The sequence below is a fragment of the Microcystis sp. M113S1 genome (assembly GCF_020246945.1).
Taxonomy (GTDB): domain Bacteria; phylum Cyanobacteriota; class Cyanobacteriia; order Cyanobacteriales; family Microcystaceae; genus Microcystis.
Window position 1 is genome coordinate 1 of the sequence record NZ_JADBSA010000049.1, and the last position, 15,725, is coordinate 15,725.

A 15,725-nucleotide genomic window follows, 5' to 3' on the forward strand; every position below is an offset into this window, starting at 1 on the left:
CTCTAGTTTTTCTATTGATTAACCAACCTAAACGAGTCCCATTATCTAAATATTCTTGCATTTTTTTCCTAGCAGTTTCTATGTTGTCACTAGGAGACATTAATTCAATGACAAAATCGGGAGATAGAGGTAAAAATCTTTTCTTTTGTTGTGGGGTTAAAGCTTGCCATTTTTCCAAAGGTATCCAAGCAGCATCGGGAGAGCGATCGGCCCCATTGGGTAGTTTAAATCCTCCAGAAGAATCAAAAACTACACCTAATTTATTTAGGTTATTCCATAACCATAATTGGGCAGTGATTCCAGCGTTAGAATTACTGGTTTCTCCTCCAGTCGGTGGCATAATAATTAAATCTCCTTTTGGGTTGCGTTCCAAGCGCAAATCTCGGTTATCCTGACAAAGTTGAAAGAACTGTTCATCGCTGAGTTGAAACGAGTTAAATTTAACTTCTACTGTCATTATTATCCCCAACCTACTCTCGTCTAAAATTCATGGTAACGCGCTAGGGCAAGAGATGTTCTTGGATGAAATTAGTGTAAACATCTCCGGCTAAAAAGGCGGGAGTTTCCAATATTTTACGATGGAAATCAATAGTCGTCGGTACTCCCGTGATCGCACATTCCCGCAGGGCGCGTTTCATGCGTTTAATCGCAGTTTCGCGATTTTCTCCCCAGACAATTAATTTACCGATTAGGGAATCGTAATAGGGGGGGATTTCGTAATCGGTGTAAACGTGGGAATCCATGCGGACACCGGGACCGCCGGGGGGCAGATAACCGCTAATTTTGCCAGGGTGGGGGCGAAAATTGCGATCGGGATCCTCGGCATTAATGCGACACTCGATCGAATGCCCTCTAAATATCACCTGATCTTGCTTAATTTGCAGTTTTTCGCCCTGTGCCACCAGAATTTGTTCTCGGATCAGGTCTATCCCCGTGATCATCTCCGTGACGGGGTGTTCCACCTGAATACGGGTGTTCATTTCCATGAAGTAAAAATTGCCGTGTTTATCGACTAAAAATTCCACAGTTCCCACCCCGACGTAATTAATCGATTTAGCGGCTTTAACGGCGGCATTACCCATTTTTGAGCGTAAATGGGGCGTTAAGAAGGGGCTGGGTGCTTCTTCTAGCAGTTTTTGGTGTCGTCGCTGAATCGAACAGTCTCTTTCTCCTAAATGGATCACGTTACCGTGACTATCGGCCAAAATCTGAAACTCGATATGTCGGGGACATTCGATAAATTTTTCTAGATATACTCCTGAATTGCCAAAAGCCGCTGCTGCTTCCCCTTGGGCGGCTTTTAACATATCACCTAGTTCATCTGAACTCTTGACAAGACGCATCCCACGCCCTCCACCGCCGGCGGTGGCTTTAATCAGGACAGGATAACCGATGTCATCAGCGATACGTTTTGCTTCCGCTTCTGAGGTAATTAAACCACCACTGCCAGGGATAGTGGGAATTCCCGCTTTTTGCATGGTTTTTTTAGCGGTAGATTTATCCCCCATAGCCAGAATAGCGCTGGGAGACGGACCGATAAAAGTTAACTGATGATCGGCACAAATTTCGGCAAAGCGGGCGTTTTCTGCCAAAAAACCGTAACCGGGATGGATCGCCGTGGCGTTGCGTGTTAGGGCAGCCGAGATGATATTAGGGATATTTAAGTAACTTTTGCTGCTTGGGGGCGGACCAATACAAACACTCTCATCGGCCAGTTGAACGTGAAGGGCATGGCGATCGATGGTAGAGTGGACGGCAACGGTTCTAATGCCCAATTCTTCGCAACTATGAAGGATTCTTAAGGCGATTTCCCCGCGATTGGCGATTAATATCTTGGCAAACTGCATTGGACAACCACGAGATCAGGCTGGTGTGATAGGCGACTATTTAGTAGAATATCTGGTTTTGTTACCTTGGGGAAATCGGGAAGTGGGGAGACCACTTCGTGCGCGTTGCGGGGGGAAGTGGGGAAGTGGGGAAGTGGGGAAGTGGGGAAGTTGTCTCATCACCCTATCACCCTATCACCCTATCTCCTGCCTCCTGCCCCCTAACGACTAACGGCGAAAATAACTGACTCGGTCTCCCTCCCCGGTCAAGATTGAAAGCGATAAGCTAGAGTGTGAGGAGTGAAAACTTTTTAATCTCGTTTCGCCCCTAGAGGATAATAGCTCGATGTTGCGAATTATCACAGAGCCATGGTCAGCCAGAACGGAACTGAGACGAATTCGGGAACGGTTCGACGATCCGGAAATTCGGGAAAAAGAATCGCTTGTCCGAGAGATTGTCGAGCAGGTGCGACTTTCTGGCGATCGCTCGTTGGTGGATTACACGGAAAAATTCTACCAACAGTCCCTTAATCTACAACAACTGAAGGTGAGTGGCTCGGAACTCGATGCTGCTTATCAACAGGTGTCGCAGGATTTATTAAATGCGATCGCCGTTGCCTGTCAAAAAATGGAGGCTTTTCATCGTCAGCGTCTTCCCAAAGCTTGGGTACAGTTTCCTGAGGATGGTACGGTTCGGGGGAAACGTTATCAACCGGTTAACAGCGTGGGAATTGTCGTTCCCGATGGGAAACGGGCCTATCTCAGTTTATTGCTCCAACAGGCGATTCCTGCCAAAATAGCGGGGGTTAAACGGATTGTGATGGTATCTCCTGCTGATGAAGATTTACGCATCCATCCGGCGATTTTAGTGGCAGCCCAATCGGTGGGTATTAGTGAGATTTATCGGGTGGCTGGACCACAGGCGATCGCCGCTTTAGCCTACGGTACAAAAACGATCGCTCCCGTGGAGATGATTGCCGGAATAGGTGATTTTTATACTAATTTGGCTAAAAAACTGGTTTCTGACCATGTAAAAATCGATTATCTCTCTATTACTTCTGATTTGGTTATTATTGCCGATAGTCAAGCCAATCCCAGGCAGTTGGCCCTAGATTTATTAGCGCAAGCGGAACAGTATTCCCTAGCGGCAGCGATTTTATTGACGACGGATAAGGCTTTGTCCCTAATAGTACAGGAAGAAGTGCAAAAACAGTTACAGGTACATCCCCAGAGATTGTTAACGGAAAAAGCGATCGCTCATTATGGTTTAATCGTGGTGGTGGAATCATTGGAGAAAGCGATCGAATTATCGAATCTTTTTGCTCCCACCCATTTATCCTTAATGATCGATGAGCCTTGGGAAAAGCTATCTTCTGTGAGACAATCGGGAACTATTCTCCTCGGTTCCACTACTCCAAAAGCGGTGGCTGATTATTTGGGTTGTCCCGTGGGAGTGGAAACTTTTCTCGATTCCGCCACTTTAATCGAATATCCTGCCGATTCTTTCGCCTCCATAGCCCACAATCTGCAAATATTAGCGCAAGCGGAGGGATTTACGACAACGGACGCGGGTATAGAATCCCGAGGTCAGGACAAGACCTAGAAAAACTATAATCTTCTCAAAGCAACTATTGGGTCTAATTTAGCGGCACGATGAGCGGGAACAACACCGAAAATTAGACCGATGGCACTAGAAACTCCTAAAGCGAGAATTATCGCAGGGATTGAGACACTGGTGGTTAAAGCGGCAAAAATTCCCGCTAGATACATTCCTTGAATGCCGACAAAAATCCCGATAATTCCGCCAGTGGTGGCTAAAATCACCGATTCAATGAGAAATTGACCTTTTATATCCCCTTCTTTGGCTCCTAAAGCCTTTCTTAACCCGATTTCTTGGGTTCTTTCCGTGACTGACACGAGCATAATATTCATTACGCCGATTCCCCCGACAAAAAGGGAAATACTGGCGATCGAGGCTAACATTCTAGTTAAACTATCGTTAGTCTCTTTGGCCATTTCTAAGACTGTGGTTTGGAGGAAAACCTGCACATAATTCTCGTCGCTGACCTGATGACGCATTTGCAGCAGGTTGCTAATCTGAAACTGAGCGGCTTTAATTTGGGCAGAGTTTTTCGCCAAGACAGAAATATGAGTTAGGGGAATGCCATAGATAGAATTGCGCCCTAAAACCTGATTAGACATAGTAGTTAGGGGAATTAACGCTCGATCGTCCTGATTAGTCTCAAATAAGGAGCCTTTCGCCTGTAAAACTCCAATAACTTGAAAACTAAGATTGCCGATGCGAAGATTTTCGCCGACGGGATTGCGATTACCAAAGAGATTTTTGGCTAATTCCGATCCCAAGACAATCACGCGATTATCCCGTTTCAGGTCAGATTCCATAATAAATCTACCTTTAGATAGTTGACGGTTACGCACGTTTAGGTACTCGGCTCCCACCCCGATTAGGGGGCTATTACTGGTTCTATTACCGAAGGATAAGATTCTTTTACCGCTCAATTCGGGAGAAATGGCGGCAATGGCGGGAACTTGAGCTGCGATCGCTTGAGCATCTTCGTAGGTGAGAGGCCGGGGATTAGGAATTGTCCGCCGGACATTGCGCGAGGAGGTGGAAACAAATAAAACATTCGGACCGAGGGCTTCAAACTGCTCGAGGGCGACTTTTTGCGCTCCTTCACCCACTCCCACTAGGGCAATGACGGAGGCGTTACCGATAGCAATTCCTAGCATGGTCAGACCACTACGCAGTTTATTGCCCATCAAAGCGGAAAAAGCCATTTTCAGGTTTTCGAGCATTTCCATGGTTAGTTATATTCAGTGATCAGTAATCAGTAAACAGTAAACAGTAATCAGTAAACAGTAATCAGTAAACAGTAATCAGTAAACAGTAATCAGTAAACAGTAATCAGTAAACAGTAATCAGTAAACAGTAATCAGTAAACAGGGATAAAGATGAAGATATAGCGTTTCCTGTTGACAAGAGGTACATTCTCAATCCTGAAAAGCTTAATCAGCAAAGGTTAAAGTGTGCCACACAGATGTGAGAACCGCTATAAATAAATAACTAAATAGCTAATTAACTTACATCTGATAAATAAATAACTAATTAACTTAAAACTTACATCTGATAACTGATAACTGATAACTGATAACTGATAACTGATAACGGATTAGCGGGTAGAGATTTGGATCGTTTCCGGTTTGCTTAAATCGCCGGTAATAGTTAAACTGCGCCGATTAGCGTTGAGATGACGGACAATTTTATAGATAGCCTCAACTTGGTCACTAGAGCCGATTTTAGCCGCTAGTGTGGTTAGGTCGAGAGAAGTCCCCGTTTCCCGAACAACTTGCACGATTTTTCTCTGTAAATCCAGAATGGAAGCGGCGGCGTTTTTCCCTGCTTCTACCCCGGGTTGATGGTAGGCGTTAATGTTAACTAAACTAGCATAGAAACTAACAGCCCGTTCGTAGAGGGCGATTAAGGCCCCCACCTGACGGGGAGTAACCTCTGGGATCGTGATAGTGATAGAGTGGCGACTATTTTCGTATAAAGCTTGTCGAGTACCTTGCAGTAATCCTGAGAGGAAATCGCCAGTAGTGGAGCCGGTTTCCACTTCCATGGAATCTCCTTGTCGGTCTTTTAACACTTCAATAAAAGTGGCGAAGAAATTGGGAACACCTTCGCGTAATTGTTGAACGTAGGCGTGTTGGTCGGTGGAACCTTTGTTACCATAGACGGCGATACCTTGGTACACCGTCTTACCATCGAGGTCTTTTTCTTTACCGAGGGACTCCATTACCAATTGTTGCAGATAGCGGCTAAAGAGATAGAGGCTGTCTTTGTAGGGCAGAATAACCATATCTTTCTCTCCCTTGCCATTGCCCTCATGATACCAAGCCAGAGCCAGTAGGGCGCTAGGATTTTTTTTCAGGTTATGGACGCGGGTGGCGATGTCCATTTCTTTGGCCCCGGCTAACATTTCATCAATGTCGATACCCTGCAAAGCGGCCGGGAGAAGACCGACGGCCGATAGTTCTGATGTACGACCACCGACCCAATCCTGCATGGGGAAACGAGTTAGCCAATCTTGGGCGTATTTGTCCAGTTGGCTACCCGGCATAGTGACGGCGACCGCGTGTTGCGGAAAGTCTAAATCTTGTTTTTCGTAAGCGTTGCGGACTTCTAACATTCCGTTTCTCGCTTCGGGAGTGCCGCCGGATTTACTGGTGACGATAACGAGGGTGGTAGCTAAGGGTAAATGGGCTAGGGTGCGATCGATGCCTTTCGGGTCGGTATTATCAATAAAAGCAATCTCTAAGGGGGGAAAATCGGGTGCTAGAGCCGAACCGACGAATTGGGGACCCAAAGCAGACCCCCCGATGCCTACACAGAGAATATGGCTAAATTTTTCTTGATCAGGCGGTTTAATTGCTCCGGAGTGAATTTTCTTGACAAATTCTTTAATCTGTGCTATGGGTTCGGTGATTTCGGCCCGCAATTCCTGGTTAGGAGCGAGTTCAGGAGCGCGCAGCCAGTAGTGGCCGACCATACGCTGTTCGTCGGGATTGGCGATCGCACCCTGTTCTAAAGCTGTCATATCTTGGAAAGCGCGCTCAAATTTTGCTTCTAGACCTTTGAGAAAACCCTCATCGAAGGGAATCCGACTGACATCGAGATAAAGTTCTAGGTTAGGGTGATAGTATAACCAATCTTGGTAACGTTGCCAGAGTTGCAGATTATCCATAAAAAAAAGCGAAATTTTTGTTTAATTACTCGTTTAGGAGAGATAGGATTCTATCCTCTCCAATCATCATACAGGTAGTTTTAGACTAGACGATTAGGGTTAAGCTTATATTAGGAGTTGGCAAAATGTTAACAGTGACGGAACTATCTCCTAATTGTTCGGTTTGCTGGTGTTGGCTGTTGATTTTTCAACCGATTCTATGGCTATTTACTCATCCCCTCTCAAAATCGGTAATTTAGAAGTACATAGCCGCGTCTTGCAATCACCTTTATCCGGTGTCACCGATTTAGTTTTTCGGCGCTTGGTGAGACGCTTTGCTCCCGATTCCATGCTCTATACGGAGATGGTCAACGCGACAGAAATCTCCCAGCTGCAAGAGTTACCGCAATTGATGGTTATCGGGGACAAAGAACAACCAATTAGTATGCAGTTATTTGATTGCCGTCCCGATTTTATGGCTGTGGCGGCAGAAAAAGCGGTTAAGGAAGGAGCGATGACCATCGATATTAATATGGGTTGTCCTGTTAATAAAATTACTAAAAAAGGCGGCGGTTCTTCGCTTTTACGACAGCCAGAAATTGCCGAGCAAATTGTTAGGGAAGTGGTGGGAGCGGTATCGGTGCCGGTAACGGTGAAAACTCGCTTGGGATGGAACGCTCAAGAGATTAATATTATCGATTTTGCCCGTCGTTTGGAAGATGCGGGAGCGCAAATGTTGACCCTGCACGCACGCACTAGGGAACAGGGTTATCACGGGCCGGCCGATTGGCAATGGATTAAACGGGTGAAGGAGGTTTTATCGATTCCTGTCATCGCTAATGGCGATATCGTTTCTGTGGAAGCGGCGATTAATTGTTTGGAATTTACCGGGGCCGATGGGGTGATGTGTTCGCGGGGAACCCTCGGTTATCCCTATTTGGTGGGGGAAATCGATTATTACCTCAAAACAGGCAAAAATTTGCCGAAACCCACCTCTATTGACCTGTTAAGCCTAGCTAAAGAGCATTTACAGGGGCTATGGCTATACAAGGGACAACGCGGTATCTGGCAAGCGCGGAAACATCTGGCTTGGTATTGTCAGGATTTTACCGGTGCAGCGGTTTGGCGCGATCGGTTTTCGCAGATCGAATCCCTGGGGGAGGGCTATGATTTAATTGATCGAGCTATTGCCCAATTACACCTTGAAAACGAGAATATTTACAGATAACAGTGCTGTAAGCTGTAGATTCTTACGAACCTTTTGCTGGTTCCTCAGCATCATCGACAAGGTACATTTACTTGCGAACTCAAACCCGACAATTCGGCATCAGAGCGGTGAAGCCTGCTTGGGCAAAATGTTTGTCATAAGCGAGTGCTTCTGTGATTCCATTTTCTTCCATTATTTTGAAAGATACGCAATCTGTATGACTCCATGCTTTGTCTTTACGCTGTTGATATAGTCTTAATCCTTGTTCAAATTGCTCACTGGTTTGGGGAACAATACGAACATTGGGGTTAGAACGCAAATTTTGAGTTAGCTCTATGGCTAAGTCACGGAAATACTCACCACGTTTAGAAAAGTCGTTTAAGACTTCGATAAGGACGGCTTCACTGGTGACAATATAGACGGGATGCAATGTTTTTGATAGCTGAACAGCTTTTTTATGCAAATTATCACTGGGGTTAAGTAGGGCAACCCAATAACCTGTATCGGCGAAAACGACTCTCACTAACTATCCTGTTGCTGTTGATAATGGTCAAAGTTTTGGGCTAAGTCTTTTGGTAGTTTTGCCCATTCTTCATTGGGAATTTTGGCAGAAAGTCGGGCGGCTAATTCCCAGATTGGTTCTGCATTATAGTCAAATTTAATATTTGCTAAAGAGAAACTCTCGATAGGTGTTTGATTATTCATAGGTGTATTTGATTTAGAAGAAATCAGTTTTTCTAATTTAGAAATCGCTTCTTGTTCATTGCGCCAAGCCTGATCGCGTAGTTGGTTAGCTTTGAGAACTAGATCGCCAATTTCATTTCTAATAGCTGGTTCAGGTAATGGAATATGGACAGAAGCAAGCATAAATCGGTCAAATTCAAGAATTACTGAACCATAAGCGTGACGAGTCATGAGACTGTATCCATAATCGGAAACTAACCAAGCGTAGAGATATCCAGCATTAATATCATCTGAAGCTAACAAACGATTGGCGTGTTGATTTGCTGTCCAGTTTGCCATGTACTTAGGAATGATTTGTACTCGCCCAATTGTGCCTGAGCAGGTAACAGCGATCATATTTTCTTCTAGCTGAATTTCTGGCAAGTCTTTTGTATGTGCGCCTTTTGCTAATTTCTTGACATCAATTGGATCGACTTGAAAAAGTTGCTTACTACTTAATAGCGGAATCCCACCTTTTTCGACATAAGTTCGCGCTCGAAATCTTGTAATTGCTCTAACTTCTTTGGTAACTCGCCGATCGCCAATTTTAGTAATCTCAACAGGTAACTTGGCTAGTTGTTTTTCAGCAGCGATCGCTTCGGGATTATGAAAACTGCCTTCTAAGCGTCCCATTAATTGTGAGGCTTTGATCGTAGTTGTAAAAGATGCACTACCACGCGGAGCAATATCTTTGAGATAGGGTAGGTTTAACCGTTCATGGAGAAGGCGATCGGCTTCATCTAACAAATGATTTGCTTCATCACGCAATTCTCCAGCTTGGCACATTAAACGACCAATTTCAATCCGACGAATCGGTGGCAAATCAGGCATTAGAACTCTTTCAAGATGTTTAGGCTCAATATGAACAATAACCGATCCATAAGTTGATTGTGTTAATTGAGAACGACCATATCGACTACGAAGAAAAGCAGTGATATAACCTGCTGTATCAGCATCATTACAACGAATACGAATAATATCTGATGTAAGAGCATTACCTATGAATTGTTCCGTAGCTAAACTAACATTTCCTATTACTCCACAACGAGAAATAAGAATATCCCATTGTTGAATCAATAGTTTTTCTATATCAGGAAGGCTATTGCAACTTAAATATTGATTAATTTTGGGTTGAAAGCTGGTAATTTCTGAACCCGAAATAAGCCCAATACTCTGTTCGTTACTTTGCGTATAAACTCTTTTAATACCAGAAGGAGAGAAAATTTCTTCGCAAAAACCATCATTTTCTTTATAAAGCGGTTTGTTTGGCAAATTACTATTTTCTGTTTGAATAGCATTATCATTATTAAATTTAGTCTCAAGATTAAACTTCGCATCCAATCTAAAGTCAAATCTATAAAGGTCACTAAACTTAATAGTGCTATGTCGGATAGAAGTCACTGGTTCTTCTAGGTCATATTCTGGTGCAGAACAAGTCATTTCCAAAACAGAAGCATATAACAACTGTTGTTGATCATTAGTTGGGAAGTATATGATTTTTGAAGCGGAAGTATATACTATTTCCGAGTGTAATGTAGAGGTTACCATTTTAAGAACATCTCCTTTTTCCAATGAAGAAAAGCATCAGCAATATAGGGTGTATCATCATCTAGAACTTTCTTATATGAACTAAAGCTGTTAACTACTGACTGTTTTTTTCCTTGAGAACTTTGAGTAGTTTCATCAGATGGCAATAATATTTCTTCGCCATCCTCATTCCTCTTATAAACTGGATTTCCTCGTTTATCATACCCAATAGACCTTACTTGCGCCATAAATATTTCATAATCTTGCAATACTTCTTGATATATTTCTTTCTCTTGCTTTTTTTGAAGAATTAAAAGTGATGTTTTAACACCAGTCATAGGCTGGAAAGTATCAGGATGAAGATCAATCGATGCAACAATTCGGCAATGCTTAATTAACCAATACCGTACATAAAGCAACCCAGGAGCGCCCAAAATTGCATCAGGCAAAACGATTCCCATACGTCCCTCTGGTTTCAAAAACTGCCAGCATCGTTCAATAAATAAGATTTCAGGCGATGCAGAACCTTGAAGTTGTTCTGTTGGTTCCCATCCAGACTCAGTTTCTTTCCAAACGTGGGCAAGCTGATATTGTTTTAAGGTTTCTTCGTCCTTAATTGGTAACTTTGAACCAAAAGGCGGATTTGTTGCAATTAAATCAAAATGACCCAGATCTTTTTCACTGCGTAGAGTTTTGGGGTCGATATCTAAAGCCTTTGCAAATTGCTTGCGAAAACTATCTTCCCATTGATGAGGATGCAACAAAGAATCTTGTCTAAGAATATTTCCAGAGCCGTCATTGTTCATCACCATATTCATCTTGGTAGCCTTTACAAGATCTGGATTAATATCAATCCCAAAGAAATTAGCTTTAGCTGTTTCTTGAATTTTAGAATTCAGTGCATTTTGCATCCAAGGCTCTGACTGTTCAGTTACTCCTGCTTGTAGTTTTAACTTTTTAATGACTTCATTCATCGCAATTACCAGAAAGCCACCCGTCCCACAGGATTGATCGAGAATCTTATCAGTGACTTTCGGCTCCAGCATACGAATAGTCATTTTTTGCACATTTCGAGGTGTGAAAAATTCACCACGATCGCCCCTTAAATTTGCGCCAACCAGTTCTTCATAGGCTTTTCCTTTAACATCAATATTTGTACTCAAAAAGCTATAGCGTTGAAGCTCACCGATGATATAAGCTAAAGAACGCGGTTGAAGTTTAATCTCATCATTTGCGTCAAAAATAGCAGGATATTGTTTCTTAACTGCGCTAAAAATTTTGCTAATGCGATTAAAAACAGTTAACCGCCCATCATTACTCTTTTTCTCTTTTGCTGTTGCATAAAATTCCAATGGATTAGGAAAATTGCGTTCATCATGAATCTTACAAAAAATAACCTTTAAAAGCTCAAAAAAGGCAGGTTGTTTTTGTAGCCCATCAGTCACATAAATATGATCGTGGCAAATCTTAAAAGAAAACAGTAAATTATCACCAACTGCATTTTTTAAAGCATCACGAGTTGGGCGATCAACTTCCTCAACATTACCATTCTTAGAAGGAATATCATTAGGCTCTTCATACTCAATGCCTTCCTTTGTCCTAATGCGGCGCAAGACGGTCTTTTTCCTACCATTTGTCCACATCCCCCATTCAGAGTTATCACAAGCCGCCATATAAGATCGAAGTTGTTCAATCCCGTCTTTACTGGCTGAGGGTGTTACTGAGTCTTTTTTGCACTCAATAACGATCCAAATATTTTCCTGATTGTGTTGATCGCCCTCACGGAAAATAGCCAGATCCACTCGAACAGTCTTACTACCCTGCTTAATTGGATACTCAACCTCGATCTGTTCTGGCAAATAGCCCAATTCCAGCACTAAACGACGCTCGATGTTTTGACGAACATACTCTTCGGGCGTATCGTTACGGATTTTCTGATCTATGAAATCACAGACCTTACCATCTGGAAGTGTTGCTAAGAGCTTAGACATTGCCCTCCCCCCACAAAGAAAATTTACCTTCCTTAATGTTTTACCGGTAAATGATCTGCTATGACCAACTGCTTATTTTAAATTTACAGGCTGGAAGAACTGATAGCGGGTCAACCGTTGGCCGTCAACCCAGACCAAGTTGATCGGCGATCCCACTGACCCGCTATCATCAACCTTGAATAATATTATTAGTCTAACTCTCGGTCCGGTGCAGTGATTGGTTAGATCGCCCCTAATTCTTACCTAGAATCTTGTCATACTCGGAGTGCGACCCAACCCAGAACCAAACTATCTTTTCTTCATCTGACTTCTTAATCCCTAATGCTCGCCATCCAATGCCGACTCTGACTGACCAGATTTTTTCTCTTGGTTTCACCTCTTTGAACTCTAGGCTGGGGTGAAATGGATTTTCTTTCCAAATCTCGTAATTTTTCTTGGCTGTTTCTTGTACCCTTTGCGGCAAACTTAGAAAAAGTTGACGAAACCTCTGGGTTCTGGCTGACTTCATTCTTCCCCAAAGCCTTTATCTTCTGTTCTCCCCTCTTGTTCTTCTATAAGGGCTTCCTGTGCCATTGTTATTAAAGCTCCCAATTCCAGATCCTCGTTGGAAAGGCTTTTCTGCCATTTTAATTCACTTTCAATGTCTTCCAGCAATTGTTGAGCAAGTTCATCTTGAAGAAACTCTGGCAGTTTCTGGATTTCTGTGAATGCTTTTTGCAACAGAGTAGTCATGCTTTGTTCATGTTTTATGGGTATTGAACTATTTTACTACTTTTTCTACTCTTGCAATTCAACTATTAATTATACAGAAACTTTCCGAATAAGGAGAGTAAGGATATGCAGAAATTTTCGGCATATCACCCTGTTTTGTGGATTCCTGACAATCAGCCGAAATAACATCAGCTTTTTCCCTAATATTTTAGCACTAATTGTTCAATCTGACTGCACTTCGTAACAAAAATTTACAACTTGATCATAAGTGATCGCACTCCCGTCCGTCGCTGTGCATAGACGTTTTTTACTTGTAGTCATTTGCTTGAATCAATGATAGTGGTGCGTTCCCCAAAATCTATCAGTGCAGCGGTAGGACTTGCATGAGGGAACGCACTCTACTGGATCTGCACTGAGTTCCGTTGTTGCCTTGTTAGGATTAGGAGGATTAGGGTTAGTTTTTAGCCTGACCAAGCGAAAATAGAAATAGTAGGGTGAGCATTGCCCACCTTACCGCTTTTTCGGTCATAATAAATCCGAATTAGGGCGAACTGTAGTAAAATAGAAATCGAACCTCTTAAGCAGGGTTTATAAGGATGTCCAGACGAGACGATCTACATTTATCATTACGTCATACTTTAGAAAAAGAGGGTTGGAAAATCACTGATGATCCTTTAATTCTAACCTTAGAAAAAACCTTGCTTAAAGCTGATTTAGGAGCAGAAAAGTTTTTTGCTGCGGAAAAAGAAGATCGTAAAATTGCCGTAGAAATCAAAGACTTTGATACGCCTTCAGTTATCAGTGAATTAGAAAAAACAAGAGGACAACTTCAATTATACCAATGGGCTTTAGATTCACAAGAACCTGAAAGAAAACTTTTTTTGGGCATTAGTCAAGCAGTTTATTTAAAACACTTCAAAAAAGCTATTTTCCAACTGGTTATTAAACGTAATTAAATCAATTTAATTATTTATAATCCTCAAAAGGAGATAATTGTCGAATGGATAACACAGTAAATTATGCCGATATTCTGAGTCAAGTTATCAGAAAAGAGTCGTCGATGCAACCTCGATTACAAACCCTTAAAATTACTCCAGTTTGTGATCCAGAATCAGGCAACTTTTTAATAATTATGACTGGTTGGGAAAAAGAAGCGTGGATTAATACAATTTTATTTCACGCTCGTTTATTGAAAAATAAAATTGTCATTGAAGATGATAATCTTGAAGAAGGATTAACAACCAATTTAATTCAAGCTGGGATTCCCCCAGAAGATATTATCACTGGACTTTCCCTAGAGTAAGGTAGGCATTGCCCACCTTAGGGATTTTTCGGTCATAATAAAATAGCTTAAATGAAGAGAGCGTTCCCGGGTTCTATCTGGGAACGAGATACAAACCATGAAACGGGATAAGGTACTGGCGATTATAGCCGCACACAGGGAACAGTTGCAGGGACTAGGAGTAATCACTTGCTTGAATCAATGACCATGGTGTGTTCCCCAAAATCGATCGCTGCAGCGGTAGGAGTTACATTAGGGAACGCACCTACCAGATCCTACGCATCCGCCGCAACTGCGTCTTAGAAGATGATAAGCTAAAAGTTTAGAGAAAGCCAAAACTTTGACTCAAAAACCCTTACTAATTCTATTTAATTTTGTCTTTATAAAGATTTTCAAGGCAAACCACATTTCATAGAAGAACAAGTTCCAAAAATACCCGTACTGTGGAAATCTCAATGCAAGAAGCATATCTGCAGCAAACGCTGAGCGAATTTCACCTTTTGTACTCCATGCTGCTTGAATGTATCTGATTTGCTCTGCACCATGTAACCAATGACCAAGAACCATTCCCTGCTGAAATATTTTAGCCTGCAAGTACAGACCTAACAATCGATCAAAGCACCAGAAAGGAATCCAAGTTAGCGATCCTAAAATTTGTGTAAAGCTCAATAAATCTTCAACTGCTTCTCGTGTAATATTCGACTTCCAAACTTTATTATTGAAATTCTCAGGATGTGGTCCTTTTTGATCCGTTCGCTCGCTATAAAACCATAAGGAGCTAAGCTTAAATTTATTATTTAAAGGAGAAATAGGGATTTCTTGAAGAATTTCACTTTCAGCATACTCTTCCCTGTTATATTTTGTCTCAACAGCAGTGAGCTTAGCAATATCAGGTAGATCGTCCCATGAACGCTCAATCGACTTTGTATCTTGATAGTGTATGTTTTTTTTGCATAAACGTAAACATATACTTCTAGGATATAACTCAAAATATGATTTTACTATGTCAGTGATCTGTGGATGCAAAAAGTCATCATCATCTAAAGCGATAACGTAGTCTCCTGATACATTCAATAAACCAGTCGCACGCTGTATTAATTCTCCTTTATAAGGACTTACAATAACTTTTATCCTCGAATCATTAAATTCTTGAATTTCTTGCCCTGGGGGATAAACTAATATGAGCTCTACATCTCCTTGAATGGACCTAAGCTGCTTGAACCAGTAAGATGAGAAATTACCACGAGTTGGTGTAACGATAGATAAAAGCATTCTCTACTCTCTTCTCTTCAATTGATAGTATGCCTAAAATCGAGGGACATCTAACTGTTGATTATACAGAAACTTGACCTATAACAGTCCTCAGAGTAAGGATATGGGGAAACTTTTGGCATATCACCCCGTTTTGTGGATTCCTGACAATCAGCTGAAATAACATCAGCTTTTCCCCACTTTTATAGCACCAATTGTTCAATCTGACTGCACTTCGTAACAAAAATTTACGGTGGTGAGGTGGTGATTCGATAGTAGTGATGGGGCTTAATGCCTTGCCAATTGGGCATTGTAGTCGTGTATGAAATACCAGATAGCCCCGATATGATTATCCATTTTTTTGGAGAACGATAGACTCTGTCTGACCAATCTAGAAATTCTTTGTCGAAGAGTATTATTTAATCTTTCAATAGGATTAGTTTGACCAGTTTCTTGACCAAC

At 42.1% G+C, this 15,725-nt stretch carries 15 protein-coding genes; 4 read left to right on the forward strand and 11 right to left on the reverse strand.

From position 1 onward, the window contains the following. Both IM319_RS03010 and accC read right to left on the reverse strand, forming a co-directional pair. Positions 1–457: Uma2 family endonuclease (locus tag IM319_RS03010; protein WP_287734585.1), on the reverse strand; the 457-nt coding region annotated here is incomplete at its 3' end. A gap of 43 nt (positions 458–500) precedes the next feature. Then, complete coding sequence (gene accC, locus IM319_RS03015; protein ID WP_287734586.1) at positions 501–1,847, reverse strand: acetyl-CoA carboxylase biotin carboxylase subunit; 1,347 nt, start codon at positions 1,845–1,847, stop codon at positions 501–503. Positions 1,848–2,172: 325 nt separating this feature from the next. On the opposite strand from accC, the gene hisD reads away from it, so the two are divergent. Beyond that, a complete protein-coding gene (gene hisD, locus IM319_RS03020; RefSeq protein WP_287734587.1) occupies positions 2,173–3,429 on the forward strand; it encodes a histidinol dehydrogenase in 1,257 nt (418 codons plus the stop codon). 5 nt (positions 3,430–3,434) lie between these two features. On the opposite strand, the gene IM319_RS03025 is transcribed toward hisD, so the two are convergent. After that, positions 3,435–4,649, reverse strand: a complete 1,215-nt coding sequence (locus tag IM319_RS03025) for an ABC transporter permease (RefSeq protein ID WP_287734588.1) — start codon at positions 4,647–4,649, stop codon at positions 3,435–3,437. Between the two features lie 368 nt (positions 4,650–5,017). Continuing rightward, entirely contained in the window at positions 5,018–6,592 is a 1,575-nt protein-coding gene (locus IM319_RS03030) for a glucose-6-phosphate isomerase (RefSeq protein WP_287734589.1), read from the reverse strand. A 199-nt stretch (positions 6,593–6,791) separates the two neighbouring features. Here IM319_RS03030 and dusB point away from each other — a divergent pair, with 199 nt between their 5' ends. Further along, positions 6,792–7,799, forward strand: a complete 1,008-nt coding sequence (dusB, locus tag IM319_RS03035) for a tRNA dihydrouridine synthase DusB (RefSeq protein ID WP_287734590.1) — start codon at positions 6,792–6,794, stop codon at positions 7,797–7,799. Between the two features lie 79 nt (positions 7,800–7,878). Here dusB and IM319_RS03040 read toward each other — a convergent pair whose 3' ends face one another. The 5 genes from IM319_RS03040 to IM319_RS03060 form a co-directional block, all read right to left on the reverse strand. Next, on the reverse strand, positions 7,879–8,301 hold the full coding sequence (locus IM319_RS03040; protein ID WP_287734591.1) for a type II toxin-antitoxin system VapC family toxin: 423 nt from the start codon (positions 8,299–8,301) through the stop codon (positions 7,879–7,881). After that, positions 8,301–10,049 carry a restriction endonuclease subunit S gene (locus tag IM319_RS03045; RefSeq protein WP_287734592.1) on the reverse strand — a complete coding sequence of 583 codons (1,749 nt, stop codon included), beginning with the start codon at positions 10,047–10,049 and terminating at the stop codon, positions 8,301–8,303. The genes IM319_RS03040 and IM319_RS03045 overlap by 1 nt, the downstream gene beginning before the upstream one ends. Beyond that, positions 10,043–12,019 (reverse strand): N-6 DNA methylase, encoded by a 1,977-nt coding sequence (locus IM319_RS03050; RefSeq protein WP_287734593.1) that lies wholly within the window; start codon positions 12,017–12,019, stop codon positions 10,043–10,045. The genes IM319_RS03045 and IM319_RS03050 overlap by 7 nt, the downstream gene beginning before the upstream one ends. A 232-nt stretch (positions 12,020–12,251) precedes the next feature. Further along, the gene (locus IM319_RS03055) at positions 12,252–12,527 is read right to left on the reverse strand and encodes a hypothetical protein (protein WP_287734594.1); all 276 of its coding nucleotides are present in this window, start codon (positions 12,525–12,527) and stop codon (positions 12,252–12,254) included. Next, positions 12,524–12,751 carry a hypothetical protein gene (locus IM319_RS03060; RefSeq protein ID WP_286824834.1) on the reverse strand — a complete coding sequence of 76 codons (228 nt, stop codon included), beginning with the start codon at positions 12,749–12,751 and terminating at the stop codon, positions 12,524–12,526. Before IM319_RS03060 ends, IM319_RS03055 begins: the two co-directional genes overlap by 4 nt. Positions 12,752–13,326: 575 nt before the next feature. Here IM319_RS03060 and IM319_RS03065 point away from each other — a divergent pair. Both IM319_RS03065 and IM319_RS03070 read left to right on the forward strand, forming a co-directional pair. Further along, the gene (locus IM319_RS03065; RefSeq protein WP_287734595.1) at positions 13,327–13,686 is read left to right on the forward strand and encodes an element excision factor XisH family protein; all 360 of its coding nucleotides are present in this window, start codon (positions 13,327–13,329) and stop codon (positions 13,684–13,686) included. A 44-nt stretch (positions 13,687–13,730) separates the two neighbouring features. After that, positions 13,731–14,033: an element excision factor XisI family protein gene (locus IM319_RS03070; RefSeq protein WP_287734596.1), complete on the forward strand. Its 303-nt coding sequence runs from the start codon at positions 13,731–13,733 to the stop codon at positions 14,031–14,033. A gap of 324 nt (positions 14,034–14,357) precedes the next feature. Here IM319_RS03070 and IM319_RS03075 read toward each other — a convergent pair whose 3' ends face one another. Continuing rightward, positions 14,358–15,284, reverse strand: a complete 927-nt coding sequence (locus tag IM319_RS03075; RefSeq protein WP_287734597.1) for a glycosyltransferase family A protein — start codon at positions 15,282–15,284, stop codon at positions 14,358–14,360. Positions 15,285–15,551: 267 nt separating this feature from the next. After that, positions 15,552–15,725, reverse strand: a 174-nt coding sequence (locus IM319_RS03080) for an IS1 family transposase (protein ID WP_287734598.1), incomplete at its 5' end; no start/stop codon positions are given.